At 58.5% G+C, this 22,809-nt stretch carries 19 protein-coding genes; 7 read left to right on the top strand and 12 right to left on the bottom strand.

Annotated elements, in window-relative coordinates; all coding sequences use genetic code 11:
• Positions 1-12 precede the first annotated feature (12 nt).
• The 4 genes from AB7E06_RS01235 to AB7E06_RS01250 all read left to right on the top strand — a co-directional run bounded on the left by AB7E06_RS01235 (position 13) and on the right by AB7E06_RS01250 (position 7,134).
• Entirely contained in the window at positions 13-2,208 is a 2,196-nt protein-coding gene (locus AB7E06_RS01235; protein WP_427954773.1) for a TonB-dependent receptor, read from the top strand.
• A gap of 362 nt (positions 2,209-2,570) precedes the next feature.
• Positions 2,571-3,749, top strand: coding sequence for an efflux RND transporter periplasmic adaptor subunit (locus AB7E06_RS01240; protein ID WP_427954775.1), 1,179 nt, complete (start codon positions 2,571-2,573; stop codon positions 3,747-3,749).
• Entirely contained in the window at positions 3,743-5,701 is a 1,959-nt protein-coding gene (locus AB7E06_RS01245; protein ID WP_427954777.1) for an ABC transporter permease, read from the top strand. Before AB7E06_RS01240 ends, AB7E06_RS01245 begins: the two co-directional genes overlap by 7 nt.
• A 2-nt stretch (positions 5,702-5,703) precedes the next feature.
• Positions 5,704-7,134, top strand: coding sequence for an efflux transporter outer membrane subunit (locus AB7E06_RS01250; protein WP_427954779.1), 1,431 nt, complete (start codon positions 5,704-5,706; stop codon positions 7,132-7,134).
• Here AB7E06_RS01250 and AB7E06_RS01255 read toward each other — a convergent pair.
• From AB7E06_RS01255 to AB7E06_RS01280, 6 genes are all read right to left on the bottom strand, one after another.
• A complete protein-coding gene (locus tag AB7E06_RS01255; RefSeq protein WP_427954781.1) occupies positions 7,087-7,851 on the bottom strand; it encodes a glucosamine-6-phosphate deaminase in 765 nt (254 codons plus the stop codon). The two genes, AB7E06_RS01250 and AB7E06_RS01255, sit on opposite strands and share 48 nt — an antisense overlap.
• Before the next feature lie 131 nt (positions 7,852-7,982).
• On the bottom strand, positions 7,983-9,827 hold the full coding sequence (locus AB7E06_RS01260; protein ID WP_094195879.1) for an ABC transporter ATP-binding protein: 1,845 nt from the start codon (positions 9,825-9,827) through the stop codon (positions 7,983-7,985).
• A 408-nt stretch (positions 9,828-10,235) separates the two neighbouring features.
• Complete coding sequence (locus AB7E06_RS01265) at positions 10,236-11,843, bottom strand: gamma-glutamyltransferase family protein (RefSeq protein WP_249461356.1); 1,608 nt, start codon at positions 11,841-11,843, stop codon at positions 10,236-10,238.
• Entirely contained in the window at positions 11,840-12,871 is a 1,032-nt protein-coding gene (locus AB7E06_RS01270; RefSeq protein WP_427954784.1) for a Bug family tripartite tricarboxylate transporter substrate binding protein, read from the bottom strand. Before AB7E06_RS01270 ends, AB7E06_RS01265 begins: the two co-directional genes overlap by 4 nt.
• A gap of 75 nt (positions 12,872-12,946) precedes the next feature.
• Positions 12,947-13,873 carry a LysR substrate-binding domain-containing protein gene (locus tag AB7E06_RS01275; RefSeq protein ID WP_094195882.1) on the bottom strand — a complete coding sequence of 309 codons (927 nt, stop codon included), beginning with the start codon at positions 13,871-13,873 and terminating at the stop codon, positions 12,947-12,949.
• The gene (locus tag AB7E06_RS01280) at positions 13,870-14,868 is read right to left on the bottom strand and encodes an LLM class flavin-dependent oxidoreductase (RefSeq protein ID WP_121738377.1); all 999 of its coding nucleotides are present in this window, start codon (positions 14,866-14,868) and stop codon (positions 13,870-13,872) included. The genes AB7E06_RS01275 and AB7E06_RS01280 overlap by 4 nt, the downstream gene beginning before the upstream one ends.
• An 88-nt stretch (positions 14,869-14,956) precedes the next feature.
• Between AB7E06_RS01280 and AB7E06_RS01285 the strand changes: the two genes are divergently transcribed.
• The 3 genes from AB7E06_RS01285 (at position 14,957) to AB7E06_RS01295 (ending at position 18,047) form a co-directional block, all read left to right on the top strand.
• Complete coding sequence (locus AB7E06_RS01285) at positions 14,957-15,568, top strand: class I SAM-dependent methyltransferase (protein WP_108727959.1); 612 nt, start codon at positions 14,957-14,959, stop codon at positions 15,566-15,568.
• Positions 15,569-16,094: 526 nt separating this feature from the next.
• Positions 16,095-16,907 carry a mechanosensitive ion channel family protein gene (locus tag AB7E06_RS01290; RefSeq protein ID WP_162496942.1) on the top strand — a complete coding sequence of 271 codons (813 nt, stop codon included), beginning with the start codon at positions 16,095-16,097 and terminating at the stop codon, positions 16,905-16,907.
• Positions 16,908-17,054: 147 nt separating this feature from the next.
• Positions 17,055-18,047 (top strand): LysR substrate-binding domain-containing protein, encoded by a 993-nt coding sequence (locus AB7E06_RS01295; protein ID WP_321268052.1) that lies wholly within the window; start codon positions 17,055-17,057, stop codon positions 18,045-18,047.
• A 183-nt stretch (positions 18,048-18,230) separates the two neighbouring features.
• Here the strand turns inward: AB7E06_RS01295 and AB7E06_RS01300 are convergent, their stop codons facing one another.
• Genes AB7E06_RS01300 through mdcC form a run of 6 tightly spaced genes read right to left on the bottom strand, consistent with a single transcriptional unit; the run spans position 18,231 to position 22,778 of the window.
• Positions 18,231-19,160 (bottom strand): acyltransferase domain-containing protein, encoded by a 930-nt coding sequence (locus AB7E06_RS01300; RefSeq protein WP_427954788.1) that lies wholly within the window; start codon positions 19,158-19,160, stop codon positions 18,231-18,233.
• A 2-nt stretch (positions 19,161-19,162) separates the two neighbouring features.
• The gene (locus tag AB7E06_RS01305) at positions 19,163-20,125 is read right to left on the bottom strand and encodes a triphosphoribosyl-dephospho-CoA synthase (RefSeq protein ID WP_427954790.1); all 963 of its coding nucleotides are present in this window, start codon (positions 20,123-20,125) and stop codon (positions 19,163-19,165) included.
• A complete protein-coding gene (gene mdcG / locus AB7E06_RS01310; RefSeq protein WP_427954792.1) occupies positions 20,115-20,819 on the bottom strand; it encodes a malonate decarboxylase holo-[acyl-carrier-protein] synthase in 705 nt (234 codons plus the stop codon). Before mdcG ends, AB7E06_RS01305 begins: the two co-directional genes overlap by 11 nt.
• Entirely contained in the window at positions 20,819-21,532 is a 714-nt protein-coding gene (gene mdcE / locus AB7E06_RS01315; RefSeq protein ID WP_346549099.1) for a biotin-independent malonate decarboxylase subunit gamma, read from the bottom strand. The genes mdcG and mdcE overlap by 1 nt, the downstream gene beginning before the upstream one ends.
• Positions 21,529-22,431 (bottom strand): biotin-independent malonate decarboxylase subunit beta, encoded by a 903-nt coding sequence (locus tag AB7E06_RS01320; protein WP_427954794.1) that lies wholly within the window; start codon positions 22,429-22,431, stop codon positions 21,529-21,531. Before AB7E06_RS01320 ends, mdcE begins: the two co-directional genes overlap by 4 nt.
• Positions 22,428-22,778 (bottom strand): malonate decarboxylase acyl carrier protein, encoded by a 351-nt coding sequence (gene mdcC, locus AB7E06_RS01325; RefSeq protein ID WP_230019120.1) that lies wholly within the window; start codon positions 22,776-22,778, stop codon positions 22,428-22,430. Before mdcC ends, AB7E06_RS01320 begins: the two co-directional genes overlap by 4 nt.
• Positions 22,779-22,809 lie beyond the last annotated feature (31 nt).

The following is a 22,809-nucleotide window of genomic DNA, read 5'->3' on the forward strand; positions in this document are numbered from 1 at the left end:
TAGGTAATCGTGATGACTTCTTTATTCAAACCTTGCCTGGGACGCACCTTGGTCGTGTCCTTGTTTGCTCTTCATGTTCAGGCTCAGGCCCAAGACAATGTCAATCGTGCCCAGACGCAGGAGTTGTCCACCATTACCGTCAATGCCAGTGCCGATGCGTCGCGTCAGGGTTTGCTGCCGGAGTATGCTGGCGGCCAGGTCGCCAGCGGAGGCCGGGTTGGGATACTGGGTTCCCTGGACAATATGGACTCGCCCTTTAGCGTCAATAGCTATACCAGCCGCTATATCGAGCAACTGCAGGCGTCCACGGTAGCCGATGTGGTGCGCCATGATCCTTCTGTGGGTGTGGCCCGTGGTTTTGGCAACTTCCAGGAAAGTTTTTTCATCCGGGGCTTTTTGACGGCTTCCGATGATATTGCCTACAACGGCCTGTTTGGACTGCTGCCCCGACAAGCGACGGCTGCGGAACTGGCCGAGCGCATTGAAGTGCTGCATGGAGCAGGGGGGTTTCTGTATGGTGCCGCGCCCTCTGGCGGTGGTGTTGGCGGCACGATTAACGTGCTGCCCAAACGCGCCGGTGAGAACCCGCTGACCAAGCTTGGTGTGGGTTATGGCAGTGGCGGGCAAAGCCAGATCAAGGTGGATATGTCGCGCCGTTTTGCCGATGATGCGGCCGGTATTCGCGTCAATGCCATCAGGCGTAGCGGCGATACGGCTGTCGACAATGAACATACCCGTCTGGATCTGTACACAGTGGGGATGGATTGGCGTGGTGAGCGCGTACGGTTGTCGGCGGATCTGGGCTATCAGGAGCACAAGCTGCGTGAAGTCCGGCCTAATGTGGCGTTAAAGGCGGGCCTGTCCGCCTTGCCGGACTTGCCTTCACATAAGCGTAACTTCGCTCAACCCTGGACGTACTCCAATGAGGAAACCGTTTTCGGCACCCTACGCGGGGAATATGATCTGAATGATTCCATTACCCTGTGGGCTGCCTATGGCATGAAACATGGCAAGGAAGATAATCAGCTTGCGACTCAGACGGTCACGGATGCGGTATCTGGCAAAACCACTTTCTCACGTTTCAACAATTCCCGACGCGATGATGTGAAAACAGGCGAATTGGGTTTGCGGGCCCGTTTTGAAACCGGGCCTGTGCTGCATGAACTGGTGGCCGCCGCCTCCTTGTATGACCACAAGGAGAAAAACGCCTGGGCCATGGGCAGCAAGCAGGACAGCAATCTTTATGATCCCGTGAACCAGGCCTTGTCGCCCATCGCCTTTACAGGTGGTGATCTGGGGTCTCCGGCGTTGGTAGGGCGCACCAAATTGACCAGTTATACCCTGGGTGATTTGATGTACCTCTGGGATGATCGGTTGGAAGTGATGCTGGGCTTGCGCCATCAAATTATGGAAACGCGCAGCTATGACTACGGCACCCAAGCCTTGCAGCGCAAAGACCGTCAGCAACATACCAGCCCTGCAGCGGGTGTGGTTTTCAAGCTGACGGATGAATGGGCCTTGTACGGCAACTACACGGAAAGCCTGGCACAAGGTGATCTGGCACCGACTCGCTTTAATAACCAGCCGGTTCAAAACGCCGGGCAGCGCTTGTCGGCCTTTGTGGCCAAGCAAAAAGAGCTGGGGGTCAAGTACGACAACGGCTCACTGGGCGGCGGGCTGACTTTCTTTACCACGACCAAACCGCGTGGCGTGGTCAATGACGATCTGCGTTTTGTGGAAGCGGGCAAGGACCGCCATAACGGGCTGGAGTTAAGCTTTTACGGTCAGTTGACCGATTCCTTGCGCATTCTCGGTGGTGTGACTGCCCTGGACACCAAGCAGAAAAACACGGGTGATCCGCTTAGCGAAGGCCAGCGAGTGATTGGCGTGCCGCGCTGGCAAGGCAGTCTGGGTTTGACCTGGGATGTGCCGCAGGTGACGGGCTTGTCGCTGGATACACAGCTATTGGCCACTGGTGCCCGTTACGCGGATTCGGCCAATGCAATCCGTGTGCCAGGCTGGGTACGCTGGGACCTGGGGGCCAGCTACCAGCGCAAGATCTCCGGTGTGCCGATGACGTTCAGGGCCAGTGTCGAGAATGTCGCCGATACGACGTATTGGGCTTCGGTAGGCGGTTATCCCAATAATGGCTATCTGGTCTTATCGCAGCCACGCACCTTCATGTTGAGTATGTCCGCCGAGTTTTAAGGACGGGGCAGGGGAGGCTCTCCCCTGCCAGCTTTTTACTGCCTGGTTTTTCCTGACAATGAGGTAGTGCGATTCTCCGCTAATCCGATTCGGCCTTATATCGGTTCGTCCAAGCCTGCCGCGATAACTTTTACAAAATAAATGTCCGGAAAATGGGCTCTCAAACGTCTTTATAGGGAAGGCCTGAAAAAGGATCTCTTTCCTTGCCCCCCTGTTGCGCCGTTTTGCCAGGGCTCTAGGCCCGTTGTTAAGCAGCGTTGAGCCAGTGTTGGGGTGAGCAAGCCCCTTTCTTTTTGACCATTATTATTTTTTGATCACCTGCCCGCCATGAGCCGGGCGGGTGTAGATCCACGGGATTATGTATGAAGTCCAAAGCAGTGAAGCGTCGCTGGGCGTTCGCCCTGGTGGCGGTGCTGGTATTGGGGGCGCTGGCCGCACAGGCCGGGCGCTCGTCAGAGCAATTTGAAACGGTAGCCGTAGAGCAAGGCGATATACGCGCGACCGTTGCGGCGGTGGGAACCTTGAAGCCCAGTCGCTATGTGGACGTCGGGGCACAGGTGTCGGGGCAGATTACGGCGTTGCCGGTTGCGCCGGGCGATCAGCTTGAGCAGGGCCAGTTGCTGGTGGAAATTGACCCCAGTGTGCAACAGGCCTCGGTCGATGCAGGCCGCGCGTCGTTGGCGGCGTATCGCGCTCAGTTGGCCGAGCAACAGGCGCAGCTTGTACTGGCGCGCCAGCAGTTGACTCGTCAGCGTCAATTGGAACGCCAGCAGGCCAGCCGTCAGGAGGATATACAAATTGCCCAGGCAAATCTGGCGACGGCTCAGGCTCGTGTTGCCCATGTGCAAGCGCAGATGGAGCAGACTCAGGCCACGCTGAAAGCGGACGAGGCCCGATTGGGCTACACGCGCATTTACGCACCCATGAGTGGCACCGTTATTGGTGTACAGGCGCGTGAAGGGCAAACACTGAATGCCACTTATCAAACCCCCACTATTTTGCGTATTGCCGATTTGGGCACCATGACGGTGTGGACCAGCGTGTCCGAGGCGGATATCCGCCGTATCAAACCGGGTATGGCCGTGACCTTTACAACCTTGGGCGAGCAGGGCGAGACACAGGCGCGTCAATGGCAGGCTACGGTGCGGCAGGTCCTGCCGGCGCCCGAGGGCAGCGCGCAGGAAGAAACCGCCGCAGCCACCCCGAGCGGCACCAAGGCCATCATGTATACGGTGCTGTTTGATGTGGACAATAAAGACGGCGCGTTGATGCCGCAGATGACCGCGCAGGTGCTGTTTGAAATTGATCGTGCCGATCAGGCTTTGCTGGTGCCCTTGGCGGCCTTGCGCCCTGACCCGCAGCGCGGTCCCGATGCCTTCAAGGTGCCCGTGCTGGAGCAAGGCAAGCTGCAGGAAAAACCGGTCAGCCTGGGCGTGCGCAATCGCCATCAGGTGCAAGTTGTGGATGGGGTGGCCAAGGGTGAGCAGGTGGTGCTGGCCGTGGTGGCGGCTGAGCGTGGCTGGCGGTGGTTGCAATGGTAGGGGCTGCACCGTCTTTGATTGAGCTGCGCGACATCTGCCGTATCTATGGTGGCCCGCCCAGCACCAAACCGGCTGTGCAGGTTTTGTTCGATGTCAGCCTGAGTATTGAGCCGGGCGAGTTTGTGGCGATTGTGGGGGCGTCGGGATCGGGCAAGTCGACTTTGATGAACCTGCTCGGTTGTCTGGACAAACCCAGCAGCGGCACTTATCTGTTCCAAGGCCGGGATGTTGCACAGTTAAGCGCGGATGAGCTGGCTGCCTTGCGTCGGGAGACCTTTGGTTTTGTGTTTCAGGGCTATCACCTGATACCTACCGAAACGGCCAGTGAAAACGTGCAGATGCCCGCCATTTATGCGGGCCTGGACGAGGACGCGCGTGCTGCACGTGCCGCAGAATTACTCAGCAGTCTGGGACTGGCGGACAAGCTGGACAATCGCCCAAATCAGTTGTCTGGCGGTCAGCAGCAGCGCGTGTCCATTGCCCGTGCCTTGATGAACGGTGGCCGAGTCATTCTGGCCGACGAGCCCACGGGTGCGCTGGACTCACGTAGCGGTGCGGAAGTCATGGCTTTGTTGCGCGAGCTGTCGGATTCTGGGCACACGATCATTCTGATTACGCACGATCATCAATTGGCTGCGATGGCGGACCGGGTGATCGAGATTCGTGATGGCTGCATCTTGTCCGATAGCCGCCCCGATGCGGCCCAGGAAACAAGGGCCAAGCCGCCTTTGACGGAGTCGGCGCATCGCCGCTCGCCCTGGCTCTCGGAAATCAAGGATGCGGCACGCAGTGCCTTGCGCAGCATGCTGATCAACCGGCATCGCACCGCCTTGACCTTGCTGGGGGTGATTATTGGGGTGGCCTCGGTCATTGTCATGCTGGCCGTGGGCGAGGGCGCGCGTCAGCGAGTGATGGATCAGATGGGCACGATGGGCACCACCATCATGTACTTGAGCAGTTCCTCGCCTCCCAATGGTTTGCCCAAAGGACAACTGACCGAGGAGGATTTGGAGGCGGTCGGTGAACTGCCCCTGATACGGCGTGTGATGCCGGTGATCGGTGATCCCATTACGGTGCGCAGGGGCCGTGTGGACCGGCAGGTGTATGTGTTTGCCGCCAATGAAACCATGCCGGATATTCACCGCTGGCAGTTGGCACAAGGCCGTTATTACACCGATGCCGAGGACCGGGATCTGGCCCCTCTGGTTGTGCTGGGACATCGTGCCGCCAAGCATTTCTTCCCCGATAGGGATGTGCCTTTGGGGCAGCAGCTCCTGATCGGTAATTCGCCTTTTGAGGTGATCGGGGTGATGCAGGAGCGCGGTGCCGACTCAGGCGCACAGGATTATGACGATATGGTGTTTGTGCCTTACCACGCGGCGCGTGCTCGTGTGTATCAGGCTCAGACGCAACCCGATTATGTGGTGATTGATGCGCGGGACAGCGCGACCGTTCTGGAGGCGGAGCAGGACATGCGCCAGTTGCTGACACAACGTCATGGTGGGCGCGAGGACTTTTCAATCGGCAATGCGGCGGCTCGCTTGCAGGCCGAGGCGTCCACGCGTCAGGCCATGAGCATGATGCTGGGCCTGATTGCCGCCGTGTCTTTGGTGGTCGGCGGTATTGGCGTCATGAACGTGATGTTGATGACGGTGCGTGAGCGCACGCGGGAAATTGGCATACGTATGGCCACGGGGGCGCGACAAAGCGACATCATGCGCCAGTTTCTGACCGAGGCGGTGTTGTTGACGATCACAGGTGGCTGCCTGGGTGTGCTGGTGGGGGCTGTGGTAGGTATTGGTTTGATTTTTGGAGGGGTGGATGTGGTGTTTTCCTTGCGGGCTGCTTTGGGTGCCTTTGGCTGCGCCGTGGTGACGGGCATGGTTTTTGGCTATATGCCCGCACGGACGGCGGCCGCACTGGACCCCGTTCAGGCTTTGGCGGGGGAGTAAGCATGGCTCAGTACCGATGGATAGCAGGGGCCATGAGCACGCTGGTGCTGCAAGCGTGCAGTTCCTTGTCCTCTGATCTGGACAAGACAGCACCGACGCTGCCCCAGGCTTATCAGCAACAAGGCAAGGTGGCTTCTGAGCCGGTTCTGGCCCAGGTGGAGCCGCAGTGGTGGCGCGCCTATAACAGTCCCGCCTTGAACAGTCTGATGCAGGAAGCCTTGAAGGATGTAGCGGTGCTACGTCAGGCTCAGGCCCGGATCTTGCAGGCGCAGGCCCAGGCACGCATTGCCGGAGCCAGTTTGCTGCCGGAATTGCAGGGCAATCTGTCTGTGCAAAGAGATGCGCCGTTTTCTTCCTCGCATGGAGACTCTCGCTCGCAATATGTGGCCGGTGTATTCATGAGTTACGAGTTGGATGTGTGGGGGCGCCATCGTGCTCAGGCCGACAGCGCCGTGTTCCTGGCTCAGGCGGCGAATTACGAGCTGGACGTGCTGCGTGTCAGTGTGCAGGCGCAGGTGGTGCATTTAAGCTTGCAGGCTCTGGGTGATAAACAGCGGGTCGCCATTGCCCGTCAAAACCTGGCCGTTGCACAACGCTTGTTGAGTTTGCTGGAGGCCCGCTTGCTGGCGGGGGCGGCTTCGCCTTTGGAGCTGGCACAGCAACGTCAATTGCTGGCTTCGCAACAGCGCAAACTGTTTGTGCTTGAAGAGCAGGCCATGCGCACGCGGGTGGAGTTGGCGACCTTGTTGGGCCGTACTGAAATCATGCCTGAACCGCAGGAAGATATTGCCAGTTTGCAGGTGCCGGAGCTGGAGGCTGGCTTGCCTTCACAACTGCTTTCGCAACGTCCTGACATTGCGCGCATCGAGGCCCAATTGTCAGCGGCGCATGCCGATGTGCGGGTGGCGCGCGCTGCCCTGTATCCCAGCCTGACTCTGGGGGCGCGGGCAGGGGCATCGGGCAATCATTGGGAAGAAAGCTTGCGCCATCCGGTCTACAGCCTGATCAGTGGGCTGGTGGCTCCTATCTTCAATGCGGGTCGTCTGGAGGCGGGCAAGGATTTGAGCGACGCCCGTTTGCAGGAGTGGCTGGCGCAGTATCGTCAGACCATTGTGCAGGCCTATATGGATGTGGAAGGTGTGCTGGCGCAACTGCATAGCCTGGATGCTCAGGCGCAGATCATGGAACTGGAGTGGGAGCAAGCCAGGCTAGCGTTTCAACTGGCCGAAGCACGTTATCGCTCCGGCTCGGAAACCTTGCTGTCTTTATTGGATGCGCAGCGTACCTTGTACGCCGCTCAGGATGTGCGCGTCAGCTTGATGCAGTCGCGTTTGCAGTCCCGCGCGGCGCTGTTCAGAGCGCTGGGCGGGGGCTGGCAAGCCGGTTCAGGCGGCCTGGCTGATCAGGGGGCGGTGGCACAGGCTGGGGTCTAGCAGGCTGGCAGCGGCCTCGTCCAGCAGGATGTGGGTGTTGGCGTGCTGCTTCAAGGCCGTGAACGGCAGCTCGGGCGTGATACCGCCTTCCTGATAATTGAGCATGGTGCGAGCCTTGTGCTCGCCGGTGACCACCAGGGCAATTTCACGGGCGCTCAGAATATCGGCAATCCCCATGGTGATGGCCGATGCTGGCACTTCGTCCATGGAGTCAAAAAAGCGGCTGTTGTCGATACGGGTGCGCTCGGACAGGGCCACCACATGCGTGCGGCTGTCAAAAGGGGTGCCTGGCTCGTTAAAGCCAATGTGGCCGTTGGTGCCCACGCCCAGCAGTTGCAAGGCGACACCACCGCTAGCGGCAATGGCCGCAGAGTAGTCCTGGCAGTGCTGTTCCAGTTCTGTGGTCAGTCCATTGGGCAGGTGTAGGCGCGCGGCATCAAAAGGCAATTGGCTGAACAGGTGCTGGTGCATGTAGCAGGCGTAGCTTTGCTCGTGCTCAGCAGATAAACCGACATACTCGTCCAGATTGAAGCTATTGATCTTGGACACATCCAGCGCATTGTCACGCACGTCCTGCACGAAACGGGCGTAAATAGGTTCCATGGTCCCCCCGGTTGCCAGACCCAGCGTCGCTTGTGGATCCTGACGAATAATGTCCTGAAGACGGGCGCTCAGGTGTGTCGCAATGGCGGCGGAATCGGGGAAGACTAAAAACATGATTTTTTTCTTCGTATGGCTCAATAAGTTGAAAAAAAACTTCGCCGCAAGCACGGCGAAGTTTGATCTTTCGAGATTCTAATGGGACAAAAGCGTAACGTCAGTATTTTTTGCAAGCAAGTGACACCGGCTTAGACATCTTGTTTGCCGGTCTCTCCCAGGAATCCGCCGCTTTGACGAGCCCATAAACGGGCATACAACCCGCCTTTTTCCAGCAATTGCTGGTGGCTGCCTTGCTCGATGATGCGGCCCTGATCCAGCACAATCAAGCGGTCCAGTGCCGCAATGGTGGACAGGCGGTGGGCAATGGCGATCACTGTCTTGCCTTGCATCAGGGTGTTCAGGCTTTCCTGAATGGCGGCTTCCACTTCGGAGTCCAGTGCGCTGGTGGCTTCATCCAGTAACAGGATGGGGGCATCTTTCAGCATGACGCGGGCAATGGCCACACGCTGACGCTGGCCGCCGGACAGTTTCACACCACGTTCGCCCACATGCGCGTCCAGACCTTCACGGCCCTGGCGGTCGTGCAGTTGCGGGATGAAGTCGGCAGCGGCGGCACGCTCTACCGCCATATGCAGCAACTCGTCGTTGGCATCGGGGCGGCCATACAGAATGTTATCGCGCATGGAACGGTGCAGCAGGGAGGTATCCTGCGTCACCATGCCAATGGCAGCACGCAAACTGTCTTGCGTGACATGGGCAATGTCCTGGCCATCAATGCGGATTGTGCCGCTATCGACATCATGGAAACGCAGCAGCAGATTGACCAGCGTGGATTTGCCCGCGCCTGAACGGCCAATCAGGCCAACACGTTCGCCCGGTTTGATCACCAGGTTGAGTTTGTCGATAACCTGACGGCTTTTATCGCGGTAAGCAAAGCTGACGTCCTGAAACTCGATACGGCCTTGCTCGATTTGCAGGGGCTTGGCATCGGGTGCATCCACCACGGTGGGTTTTTGCGTCAAGGTGTTGATGCCGTCCTGAATCGTACCCACGTTCTCGAACAGGTTGGTCAGCTCCCACATCAGCCAATGGGAATGGCCCGACAGCCGTAATGCCATGGCAATGACGGCCGCCACGACACCGGCAGTGGATTGATCAATCGACCACAAATACAAGGCCAGGCCCGCCGAGCTGATCAGCAAGACTGTGGCCAGGACGTGGTTGGTCACTTCAAACAGGCTGATCAGGCGCATCTGGGCATGGCCCGTTTCCTGGAAGCGGCGCATGGCGTTTTTGGCGTGGTCTGCTTCGCGGCGTGTGTGGGCAAACAGTTTGACCGTGTTGATGTTGGTGTAGGCGTCGGTAATGCGGCCCGTCATCAAGGCGCGGGCATCGGCCTGCTCAGCCCCGACTTTGCCCAGACGGGGCACAAAGTAGACGCAGGCTAATGCGTAGCCCAGCAGCCAGAACAGAAAGGGCAGAATCAGCAAACGGTCAAAGCTGCCGGCCAGGATCAGAATACCGATCAGGTAGGCGCTCATGCCCACAACCACTTCCACAGCCATGAACAGGGTCTCGCGTACCGCCAGAGCGGTTTGCATGATTTTGGTGGTGATACGACCGGCAAACTCGTCGGCGTAAAAAGACATGCTCTGGTTCAGCATCAGTTTATGAAACAGCCAGCGCAGACGCATGGGAAAGTTGATGGCCAGCACCTGGTGCATGACCAGCGTATGCAGGCTGATCAGGGCCACGCTGCTCAGTAAAACAGCGGCAATCGTCAACAGGGTGCCACCTTGCTGGCTCCAGAACTGGGCAGGTTCAATCGAGGGCAGCCAGTCCACGATATAGCTGAGCAGGGCAAACAGCATGGCTTCGTAGGCTGACAGGCCAATCGAGGTCACGGTCATCAAGCCAATCCAGCCACGCGAATTTTTCGTACAGGCCCAAATGAAGGGGAAAAAACCTGTTGGGGGAGGGGCGACGTGTTGTTCGGGGTAGGGGTTTAATCGACGTTCAAAAAATGACAGCACCGAATGGGCTCCAGCGGACGGCCTCAAGGATGACAGGGCCGTTTAGACAAATAGAAAACCGCTCCCGGGGGATGAAGCGGCCATTTTTGATGGTACAGCAGTCATTCTGCCTGGCTGAAGAAAACCTGATAAAAACACAGTCTTTGTGTCGTGGAAGTGTCAGATATTGACCACGGTGTACGTTTGGGCAGCGAGCAGGGCAGATGCCACGCAATCTTCTTTGTCAGAGCACGGGCTGCGTAGTGTCCGGCGCCTAGCGTTCGGGGAGGCTGAAAGGATGGGTACGCCAACGCCGCTGCTCGGACGAACTGTTTATCGAACAAGTCAGGGCGACTAAGAGGCATTTGGGCCCGGATCACGAAATCCAGGCCCGAAGCAGAGGCAATCATCTCTGGAAGGCAAGCAGGCTTAGTAAGCCACCACCTGCCCGTCTTTACGTGGGTCGGAGCCGCCCACGTAATGATTGCCCTGGCGCAGAATCAGTTGTGCCCCGCCAAAAGCGAACACACCGCTGCCGGGTTCAATGACGACCTCATGACCACGCTCGCGCAGGGCCTGCACCAGAGCGGGGTCAAAGCTAGGTTCTACCGCCACGCCACGGCCCCCTGTTACACGCCAGCGTGGCGCATCGGCAGCAGCTTGCGGGTTCTGGCCGTACAGCAGAACACGCAGCGCCATTTGCATATGGCCTTGAGACTGGAAGGGGCCACCCATCACACCAAACGACATTTGCGGCGTGCCATCGGCATTCATGGCAAAGGCAGGAATGATGGTGTGAGAGGGGCGCTTGCCACCGGCCACTTCATTCACATGGCCGGGACGCAGGGTAAAACCATGGCCACGGTTCTGCATGCTGATGCCGGTGCCGGGGACCACCACCCCGGAACCAAAACCCATATAGTTGGACTGGATCAAGGACACCATCATGCCGCTGGAATCGGCCGCGGTGACATAGACCGTGCCCGAAGGACCGGGCAGGCCGTGCTTGGGGTCGCCAGCCTTGTCCCTTTGAATCAGGGCAGCGCGCTCGCGCAGATAAGCCGGGTCCAGCAGATGCTCGGGCTGATGAATCATGTGCTCCAGATCGGCGTGGTGCTCGTACAGATCGGCAAAAGCCAGCTTCATGGCTTCAATGCTCAGGTGCACCGTGTCGATATGATCGAGCGGTTGCTGACCGACGCCGGCCTGCTCCATGATGCCCAGTGCCATCAAGGCCGCCAGACCCTGACCATTGGGGGGGATTTCATGAATGACCGATTGGGCAAAAGGATGGCTGATGGTGCCACACCAGTTGGCACGATGTTCGGCCAGATCCTGCTCGTCCATGGCACCGCCATGCAGGCGGGAGAAGGCAGCAATGCGTTGGGCCAGTTCACCCGTATAGAAGTCCTGGCCCTGGGTGGCGGCGATACGTTCCAGCGTATTGGCCTGGTCTTGATTCTGGTACCACTGGCCCGCCACAGGCGCTTTGCCATCGCGTAAAAAAGCGTCCGCAAAACCGGGCTGATCGCCCAGGCGCTGACGGCCCAGTTCCCACAAGCGTGCAATAACCGGTGAGACTGGAAAACCTTCTCGGGCGTAATGAATGGCGGGGGCGGCGACTTGCTCCAGACTCAGACGGCCCAGCTTGCTGGACAGCTCGGCCCAGGCAGAGACGGCACCGGGAACGGACACGCTTTCCCAGCCCTTGTCGGGGACAGTCGCGTGGCCTTTGAATCGATCCGGCGACCAGCCACGAGGCGAGCGCCCGGAAGCGTTCAAGCCATGTAACTCTTTGCCATCCCAAACGATAGCAAAGGCATCACTGCCTATGCCACAACCCGTGGGTTCAACGACCGTCAAGGCAATGGCAGCAGCCAACGCTGCGTCAACTGCATTGCCACCGGCTTGCAGCATGCGCAAGCCCGCTTGTGCGGCTAAAGGGTGGGAGGTGCTGACCATGTTTTGGCCAAGTACCGCAGAACGGGCGGACGGGTAGGGGTTGTTCCAGTCCATACAGGTGTCAGTCTTGTTCATTGAATCTGTATTCCAGTCAGTTGGATCAGGCCTTGCCAACGTGCGCTGTCCTCGCGAACCAAAGAGACAAACTCTTCCTGGCTGGTGCTGCGGGGCAGGTCCACGCCCAATGCTTGCAGGCGTGAGCGTACGTTGGGGTCCTGAGTGGCATGGGTGAAAGCCTCATAAGCTTTATCACGGATCTCATCGGGCAGGCCTGCGGGTGCGTACAGACCAAACCAGGTCACTGATTCATAGCCCGGCAGGCCGGACTCTTGAAAAGTGGGTAAATCGGGGGCCAGCGGCGAGCGTTGTGGGCCGGTCACCGCCAGGGCGCGCAATTGGCCGCTGTTTACATACGGCATTCCGGTGGGGATGGCGTCCAGTAAAACATGGATCGAGCCGCCCAGCATATCGTTAATGGCCTGACCGGTCCCCCGGTAAGGAACGTGCGACATGACGATATCGGCCTGATTCAAAAAGGCCTCGGTGCCCAGATGCACGATGGTGCCATTGCCACTGCTGGCGTAGTTCAACTCATCAGGATGGGCACGGGTGTACTCAATCAGTTCCGGCAGGGTTTGTGCGGGGACGGACGGGTTCACCAGCAAGACACTGGCGGCATCACCCAAGTGGGCGATGGGGGTGAAGTCTTTGTCTGCATCGTAGGGTAGAGACTTGTACAGATGTGGCGCAATTGCGTGGGTACTGCTGGTGGTGAACAGGAGGGTGTAGCCATCGGGTTTGCTGCGGGCTACTTCGGCTGAACCAATGGTGCCGCCTGCGCCCGTGCGGTTGTCCACGATAATGCTGGTGTTCATCGCTTTGGCGGCGCTTTCGGCAATCAACCGGCTGATGACGTCAGTGGCACCACCAGTGGGAAAGGGGACGATCAGGCGAATGGGACGATCAGGCCAATCGCTGGCACGGGCCGCCGGCACGCTGCTGACGGCCAGAATGGCACCCAACAGGGTTTGGGCAAGACGTCGCCAGGGGCGGTGGATTGAAGGGGGGTGTGCGGTGCTTGCAGTGTTGCTGGGTGTTGTCATGGCTCTCTCCTCAATCAAGAGATGATAGAAAAGGCGATGATGCCGAACCAGCAACAAATAGGCAGGTCAGCGTTGCTATTTTGGCAAAGCCTGCGGGTCGACTTCAAGCTGCGGCAGCAACTCGTCCAGAAAGCGGCGAACAATAGAGGGCAAGCGGCGGCCAGCCAGGGCCTGTACTTCGATTTGGCGGTTCAGTAAGCCGCGTTCATGGATGAAACTGGCTTGCAGCAAACCTTGCTCAATCAGGTGACGAGCTGACAGCAGGGCCGACACGGTCACGCCTGCGCCGGACAAGGCAAATTGATGCAAGGATTGCATGTGATTGCTGCTGAATACCGGGTCCAGGCTCAGATTTTGGGCGCTGCAGGCCACGTCCATCATTTGCCGCACCGTGGTGTCCGGACCGGGCAAGGCCAGGGGGTGGGCCAAGAGGCTTTTCAGGCTGATGCGTTCGGTGCGGGTGACGGGGTGGCCGGGAACAGCCAGAGCCATTACCGGGGCATCGCGGCGGAACAAGGTCTTGATGTCTTTTTCAGCCGTCTGGGTAAATTTGATGCCGATATCTATCTGGCCGCTTAACAGCAGCATGCTGATCCGCTGTGGTGGCAGCACGTCCAGCAAAAAGCGTATGCCTGGGTGTTTTTCACGAAACTGCGCGATGCACTGGGGCAGCAGTTGGGCGGCTAAACCTTCCGAGGAGGCAATGCGGATCAGGCCGGTTTGCAGCCCTTGCAAAGCGGCAATATCGTGCAAGGTGCGCTCGGCATCCATGGCGCTGCGGCGGGCATGGGCCAGCAGCAATTCGCCCGCCGCGGTCAGGTTCATGCCACGGGCATGGCGCTCGAATAAGGCCATGCCCAGGTTTTCTTCCAGCCCGCTGATCTGGCGGCTGATGGCCGAGGTAGCCACATGCAGATTGCTGGCCGCCTGCGAGATAGAGCCACAACGCGCGACTTCCTGGAAGTAGCGCAGTGCGGTTTCTTGAAGGTGGCGTGGGTTCATATCAGACTGCCGCGCAACTGGGCGGCAATCTCGTAGGAGCGCAAGCGCTTGTTGTGATCAAAAATATTGGCGTTCAGCATCAGTTCGTTGGCGCCCGTTAGCTGAATGAACCCTTTCATCTGTTCAAGCACTTGCTCCGGATTGCCAATGGCTGTACAGCTGAGCAGGGAGTCCAGCAGGTGCTGGGCCGGTGGGCTGCATTGCTCGTAGTAATCGCGCACGGGTGGGGGCAGTTGGCCGGGGCGACCGCTGCGCAGGTTCACAAAAGACTGTTGCCAGGAGGAGGCCAGTAGCTTGGCCTCGTCTTGCGTATCGGCGGCAAAGACGTTGTAGCCCAGCATGACGTACGGTTTTTCCAGATGCACGGAGGGCTGGAACTGACGGCGGTAAACCTCAATAGCATCCATCAACTGAGCAGGCGCAAAATGCGAAGCAAAGGCATAGGGCAAGCCTAGCGCGGCAGCCAGTTGAGCACCAAAGAGGCTGGAGCCCAGAATCCAGACCGGCACATTCAGACCACGACCGGGCACGGCCATGATGCGGTTGCGCGGTTCGTCGGACATATAGTCCATCAGCTCCAGTACATCGCGTGGAAACTGGTCCGGGTCGCTGTTCAGATTGCGGCGCAAGGCGCGGGCGGTTTCGGGGTCGGAGCCAGGGGCACGGCCCAGGCCCAAATCGATACGGCCAGGGTACAGACAGGCCAGTGTTCCAAACTGCTCGGCAATCACCAGAGGAGAGTGGTTAGGCAACATGATGCCACCTGCGCCCACACGAATGCGGCTGGTTTGACCGGCAATGTGCCCGATCAGGACCGAAGTGGCTGCACTGGCAATACCGGGCATGCCGTGGTGTTCGGCCAGCCAGTAACGGTGGTAGCCCCATTGCTCGGCATGACGGGCAATATCCGCCGAACAGCGAAAGGACTGGGCCGGGGTGGAGCCCTGCACAATAGGGGATAGGTCTAGGACGGAGAGCGGATAGCTTGGCTTCATGGCATCGGATTCAAATTGGACTCGGGATATAGTCGATCCATCGTTAGGCAGCGTCAAGTAAACCCATAGCTTAGGCAAGGATGTTCAGATGAAAGAAACCAGTCGTCGCACCGTCAATCATTACCAGGATCATGCGCAGGCCTATCGGGACGGCACGTGGGACCATGACGTCAGTCAGAATCGCGACGCCTTGCTGGCGGCGATCGGTTTGCCGGGGCCTGTGGATATTCTGGATCTGGGCTGTGGGCCGGGGCGAGATCTGGTCGCGTTTCAGGCCATGGGCCATCGCCCGGTGGGCTTGGATGGTTGTGCCGCCTTTGTGGAAATGGCTCGTCAGCAAACTGGCCTGACTGTTTTGCATCAGGATTTCCTGGATTTGAACTTGCCTGCTGCTGCGTTTGATGGCGTGTTTGCTAACGCCGTGTTATTCCACATACCCAGTGCGGAGCTGTCCGCCGTGCTGACGGCCTTGCGGCACAGCCTGCGACCAGGCGGGGTGCTGTTTTCCTCCAATCCGCGCGGTCAGGGACAGGAAGGTTGGAATGGTCAGCGCTACGGTTGTTACTACAGTTGGGAGCAGTGGTCAGAGCGTCTGGAGCAAGCGGGCTTTGAATATATCAAGCACTTTTATCGCCCTACAGACAGGCCAGCGCAAGAGCAACATTGGTTGGCATCCTTGTGGCGCGTACCGGCCCGATGATGAGCGAATTGGTGAATCCCTGACCTGGCTACTTAGGGGATTGTTTTATAAGCCTATTTTTTGCTAATACAGGGGTTTTCCCTATTATTATGCACATCTTTTGTGGATAAGCCAGTTTTCAACAAACCGGTGCTTGCCCAAGGAAAAAAATGGTAAAGAATTGTCGATTCTCTGATCGCTTTGTGTAAGCGATTGATTATATTGAAATAAGCTCATTGATTCACGGTTTATCCTGTGACTTGTCCACATTTTATGGGGATAAGCGGGGTGCTGTTTCCGGATTTGGTTGATTTCTGTTCGCCGTTTTTAAGCCGCTGATACTACTGAAAGTTTTCCTGATTTGCCCAGTTTTTCCTATGAGCTATCCACAGTTTTCGGGGATAAGCTGGAAAGCTTAGTCCACTTGGGTTCATGTCCCCCCCAAGGCTATGATGCGCACTAGCAATGTTTACCCTTAGCGGCCAGTCCCTTCGGTGCTTTGCCTTTTAATTGAGGAGATTGAAACGTGGAAAAATTGCAAACCTGGATGACAGAGTTTCCCGCCGTTGTCGCGATTGCGCTTAATGTCGTGATCGCTTTGTTGATTCTGATCATTGGCTGGTGGCTGTCTGCCGTTGCCGGTCGTGCCATCAAGCGGATGGCAGCCCGCTCTCCCCGAGTGGACCCCACGATTGTGCCTATGGCCCAGTCTGTGACGGTTTGGACAATTCGTGTCTTTGTGCTGATCGCCGTACTGGCGCGGTTTGGCGTACAGACCGCCAGCATTATTGCGGTGTTGGGTGCTGCTGGTTTGGCCGTTGGTCTGGCCTTGCAGAACACACTGCAAAATATTGCCGCCGGCATCATGTTGCTGATGCTGCGTCCTTTGCGTGCCGGCGAGTTTGTGTCGGTAGTCGGTAAAGGCGACGGTACCGTGCAGGAAGTGGGGTTGTTCCTGACCCGTTTTGAACAAGTGGATGGCATTCAATTCACATTGCCTAACAGCCTGATCTGGGGTAACCCCATCATCAACTACAGCCGCAATGCGACGCGTCGTTTGGACTTTGGTGTGGGCGTGCGTTATGGCGATGATCTGGATCTGGCTATCAAGCTGTTGCAGGACTTGTTGAATGAACATCCGCAGGTGCTCAAGGACCCGGCCCCGGTGGTGATGGTCATGGAGTACAAAGACAGCGTGATTACGGTAAACCTGCGTGCCTGGATCAGTTCTGCTGATTTCTGGGATGCCCGTTTTGATCTGTTCCGCCGTGCGGTTCAGGTATTGAATCAGGCTGGTTTGCAGACTCCGGTTCCTGTGCGAGAAATCGTGCAATCGGGTGCGGAGAAAAAGGCCGCGTGATCCTGTCGGCTTCGGGCTTGGATGTCAGGTCTGCAAGCACATTATTCGGGCTTTTGACTCAGCTAAGTCTGAGATAAAGAGAAAATGCCTCAAGCCGTGTTGTTAGCGGCTTGGGGCATTTTTTTCGGGTTAGCCTGAATTGGATTGATGTCAGGCTTGCTCCATACTGGTGGCCTTAGCGCTGTTTTTCTTCCCACCCCCACGATGTTTCTGATCGACGAAAAAATCACGGTACGACGCTTGGAAGTGTTGCTGGCTTTTCTGGAAGCTGGCACCATTGCCCGTGCTGCAGAACAGTTGGGCACCAGTGCGGTCAGTGTGCATCGGGCATTAAAGAGTCTGGAAGAAGGTTTGCGCTGCCCCTTGTTCTTGCAGGAAGGGCGCCACCTGGTGCCACAAGAGTCGGCACGTGAGCTGGCCGAGGCCGCCAAGGAAACCATCCGTACCTTACAGCATGGTATTGACGCAGCCCGTGAAGCCGGGGGCTATTCGTCGGATCAACTGCGCATTGGCTCCATGTATTCGCTAACAATACGTTTGGTGCCACGCCTTTTGGTAGAGCTTAAGGTCCACAAGCCTGCCATGCAGATTGATCTGGTGTTGGATTCCAACGAGAAGCTGCTGCAAAAGCTGCGGGGCGGTCATATTGATGCCGCCTTGATCGAGTTGCCTCAAAAGCAGCCTGATGACCTGGAAATGCTGCCTGTTTTTCATGATGAGCTGATGTTTGCCGCCCCTGTGGATTGGCAAGGTTCGGACTCGTCCGTGGTGAATCTGGAGCGTTGCTCCCAGGAGCGCTTTGTGTCGCTGACCGACGATTTTGCGACTGGCCGGGACATGCAGCGCATGTTGGCCAAAGCCGGGTTCGATGCCGATATTGTGATGCGCACCGGAGACATCTTTTCTTTGATGAGCCTGGTCAGTGGCGGGGTGGGGTGTTCCCTTTTGCCAGCCCGTGCCAAAGAGGTTTTCTCTGACAAGATTCAGTGGTTCAGTCTGGAGCCGCCGTATCGACATTTACAGCGCATCGGTCTGGTGTGTATGAAGTCGCGCGAGCGTAGCCCGAATGTGTTGAGCTTGTTACGGGCCTGCCGGATCGTACGCACGCAGCTGGAAAAAGAAGGGCAGAAGTCTGCCTGATGTGGGTCTGAAAACGGCGCCAGGTCCTTCTTTTGTTCTCTTTCTCTTGTGCATGGCTTCACAGGGCCGCTATTGAGCGCTGCTGGCATCCTCTGTCGGTTTGGTGCTGGCCGATTACGGCGGCCCAAGTGTTGAATCCTGATCAGGGACGGTGCATGTCCAGCGCACGATGTCGCGCTGCATTTATCCCGCCCAGCGTGACAGCCAGCGTTGCAAACCCTCCAGGGTTTGGAACTCGTCTACACAGCGTGCGGGAATATCGGGATAGCGTTGATTCCACATGCTCGCCAGGCTACGGCCCGGACCAATTTCCAGTACCACATTAGGCTGTCGTTCTTCAATCTGCTCCATGCAGGAATCCCATTGCACAGTTTGCATTATTTGCGCCGATAAGGCCTGGGCAGCGGTAGCGGCATTATGCACCCACACTCCGGCATTGGTGGGCCACGGCACGTTCGGGGCAGCCAGTGCGCTTTGATTCAGTTGCTCCTGAAAGGCGTGAGCCGCGCTGCTCATCCAATGGGTATGGGACGCAATATTCACGGACAAGGGTGTGCAACGAGCCCCTTGTTCTTGAGCAAACTTTTCCAGGGCACAGAGCTTGTCACGCGGGCCCGCACACACCGCACTATCGGGGCCATTGCGTATGGCCAAGGCGGCGCCCTGTGCTTGGCACCATTGTTCAATCGTCCGAATTGAAACACCGCTTATCGCCAGCATGCTGCTGTCTTGCCCGGCTCCGGCCTGGTCCATCAAGGCGGCTCTTTGTCCGGCTAGGGTGACGGTATCGCTGACAGATAAAACCCCGGCGACACAAGCGGCTGCCAGCTCGCCAATGCTGTAGCCCGCCACGGCGGCCAAAGATTGACTGGAGGATTGCAGGGCAGGGACTTGCTCCTGCAATTGCTGCCAGGCGGCCAGTGCGCATGCCGTCAGCACGACTTGCGCATGGGCATTGGTGCTGGCCCAACTGCTATCGCGCATGGCAGCGCGCCAGTCGGGAACGTGCAATTGCTCCTGCATTTGCAGCAGCAGGGGATGGGCCGGGTTCATCCAGGGCAGCATGTCTGCGTATTGCATGCCTTGCCCGGAAAACAGCAGGGCGATTTTCATGCTCAGGCTCCAGTAGGGCGGCGCTGGCTGGCCCCGCCGGGTGCATACGCTTGCAATCGGTCCAGCCAGCAGCAGGCCGACAAGGTGTCGGCTGCGCCTCCGGGGGACAGGCGGCGTTTCATGAAGGCTTGATGCAAGTCTTGGGCGCGTTGCATTGCGTCGGGGGTGAACGCACTGCCCGCTTGTAAGTATTGTGCGGCGCAGCGGCGCGCGTAGTTTAGTCCCTCCAGTCCGCCACGATGGGCCAGATTACTATCGTCAAGGACCGCCATAACAGAAAAGAAGGTATGCAAACCGACGGTCTGCAACTGCTGTTCTGCCACTGGTGTGCTGTGCGGAGACAAAATGTTGACAGCGACTTGCCAGGCGGGCCAGGCCGTTTCAAACAAGGTGGGAAAGCCTTGGGCGGCTTCCTGGTTCGCGCCTTGCAAGCCATAGCGGCGTACCGCCCGTCCGCCCGGCAGTGCGGACGACGCTTGCTGGCTGCGGGCCTGTAAAGCCGCCCCCCATAATGTTTGAAGTTGGTCCCGAATCGTGGCGGGAGTCAGGGTGCGAAAAGGAAGGCAGGCGCCTGCGGCTGCGCACAACAGGCCCAGCATGAAAATGGCGCCACGGTGGGTATTGATGCCCCCCGTGGCGGCCTGCATGCGAGCCTCCGCTGCAATCCCGCGAGTTTGCAGCTGGCTGAATGGAACACGCTGTTGGCCCAGGGCCGCCATGTCAGAAAAATAATGGCGCAGAGCAAACAGACTGCGATAAAAGGTGCTGGCATCCATATCGTCATGGCTGCCGCTGTCGATCAGGGAAACCAGCCCCGGTTTGGGGGCCAGAATCAGCTCGTCATACAGCGCCAGAACGGCTGCCCGGCCTATGGCCGTGCAACTCCAGGAACGAGATGGATCCATGGAGTCGGGGGCAGTGGGTAACTGCGCCAATGCCCTGGTTTCAATGGCATCAAGCAGCATGAGAGGACTCCAGGCTAGGGGCGTGCTCGGGCCAGTCCGAGTGCGCCTGAATACGTAAACCATGCGTGTGTTTGATCATGACTTTGCGGCTGGCACCGCTGCGCCATTGCTGCCATTCACGCCAGGCAATGGCGTCGTCGTTGGGAAACAGCAGCTCGCCATCCAGACGGGGGAAACCGGGCCATTCGTTGGCTGCACGTAATAGCTGCACCAGATGATCGGCCTGCGTGGCGCACTGCACGGGCAGCAGCAAATCCAGATCCGAGCCTTCACGTACATAGCCTTGTCCGGTGATCAGTTCCCAGCCATAACTACCATAAATTTGAGCGGTGCAGCCGTGTGCCTGCATCTGTTGGCATAAGCTCAGCCAGTCTTGTGCCAAGGAAACCGGCAGTAAGGTTTGGGCTTCATGGGCGGGAGGGAAACTGCCCCAGCTCACGCTCCGAACCTGGGGAACGATCAGGGACAGCCTTTGCCGCCCCCAATCGGTCGGCAAAGGAATACCCACTTGCAGTTGCCCGCTACGCAGCTCGCCCGGCTGACGGCTGACGACCAGAGGCCAGTCACGGGCCTGCCATCTGCACAGGCATTGATAGGCGTGGCTGCTCGGCTCCAGATCAGCCAGCACCTGATCCCAGGCAGTGCTGTCCAGCGTGATCAGGTGGTGACGGCGAGCGGGCAGTTGGGCGGTCATCAGGATGCCTGCAAGACCTGTTCAATGATCTGCGCAGCCAGACGGCGGCCACCACGTTCGGCACCCTCGCTGGCGCGGCGATCCTGATTATTGGACTGGGCCAGTGCCGCACGTAATGAAGCGCGCAGTTGCTCTGGCGAACTGCTCTCCCAGACAGACTCAATACCTCCCATGGCCACGTAGTTGCCGACGCCAGGCGCAAAGACCGGATTGGATTGCGCCAGCTCTTCCAACATGGCTTCGGGCAGTTTGGTGACGCGGGCCATGGCAGGGATGCGCATGACGCGGATCTCGGCTTCAGGCACGGCATAGCAGGCATCGGCAATCAGGCCGGAGGTGATGAAACCACCGGACAGAGCCTGGTCATATACCAGCCCAATGACTTTGTGGCCTTTGCGTCGGGCCAGATCCAGGCACATGCCCAAGTGAGCCATAGCGCGGTTGATGCCTAGCAGCTCATCGCGGCGGCGCAGTTGCTGGCCTTGGGTATCGACCAACAGCAGCAGGCTGCGGCCTGGATGGTTCTTGATGATGTCCAGCACGGCCTGTGCCTGGGTCAGGGCCAGAGCCACGCCGATGGGGGCGTGTTCGGTAGTCCCGATAACGGCCAGGGTCTGGCCATCAAACTCGGCATTGCCTTGCAAGAACAAATTCTGTTCGGTGATGCTGTGCTGCGTATCGAACAGCGATTGCACCAGTGTTTCCCATTTCATGACAGCGCCTCCTGGCGGCGTAATGCTTTGACGGCGGCCGCGTCCATCTGCCCGACGTGATCGCTTTGTTCCAGCCCCAGCGCTTGCCACAAGGTCTGGGCCTGATTGTCAGTGTGATCCCATTGCTCTACGGGCAGCAGGGCCGCGCGTTGTGCCAGCAACTGATGTTCCTGTTCCAGCTCTTCCAGGGTCACCGGGCCACGCGCCGGATTCTTCAAGCCTTGCACGGCAGCGGTGCGGAAAGCGGCCACGGTATCGGACACGAGATCGTCGCAATCCGCCGTTAACCAGCGGTGTTTTCCGCCACTGGTTTGCCAGACCAAAGCACGATCTTTGGAGTCGTATTCTTCAACGCCGTGCGAGGCTTCAATCACTTCCGGGCCAGACATGGCCAGACGGCCTACGTCACTCATGATCAGGTGGTTGGTGCAGCGGGCCACAATGCCCATGCCACCAAAGCAACCGTTTTGCCCACCCACCAAGGCAATCACCGGCACACCGGCATTGCGCGTATCCAGCAAAGCGCGCATCACTTCGGAGACAGCAATCAAACCGGCATTGGCTTCGTGCAAGCGCACACCACCGGACTCCAGCAGCAGTACCACACCCGCAGGGCGGTCGATCAAGGCTCGGCGCAGCAGGCCCACCAGTTTGGCGCCGTGAACTTCGCCCACGCCACCGCCCATGAACTCGCCCTCTTGTGCGGCCACATAAACGGTCTGTCCTTCCAGCAAGGCATGGCCGATGGCCACGCCATCATCAAAGGAAGAAGGCACCCCCAATTGGGCTAAGTGAGGGCTGCTCAAGCGTTGTGCGGGGGGCAGCCATTCGTGAAAGCTGTTCGCGTCAAACAGAGCCTGGACGCGCTGGCGGGCAGAACATTCCAGATAACTGCTCATGACGGTGTTCCTTGTGCTTGGCTGCGTGCCAGGGCTTCGCTGGCGGCCTGGTCCAGACGCAGGCTGACCACGGCCGGGGTGGCCCCCATATCGTTGATGTCAAAGTGAATACCGGCCAGCGGATGGCGCTGGTGAAAGTCCCGTACCACCGCATCCCAGATCGTGGAGAAGCCGCGTGCCGAGGTGTGAATATGGATGGTGCAGTCGGGGCTGTCCTTGGGCTCGGCCAGCACTTCCAGATTGCCCGAGCCTACGACGCCCACCAGCACCGGCTGGAAGGTGGCGATGGGCTCTTGTCCTTTGAAACGGTAGGCCAGGGTTTCCAGGCCATGAGGACGGTTTGTCATCGTGATCTCCTAATGCAAATAGCGTGGCGGG

The organism is Alcaligenes sp., assembly GCF_050255915.1.
Lineage (GTDB): Bacteria > Pseudomonadota > Gammaproteobacteria > Burkholderiales > Burkholderiaceae_B > Alcaligenes > Alcaligenes aquatilis.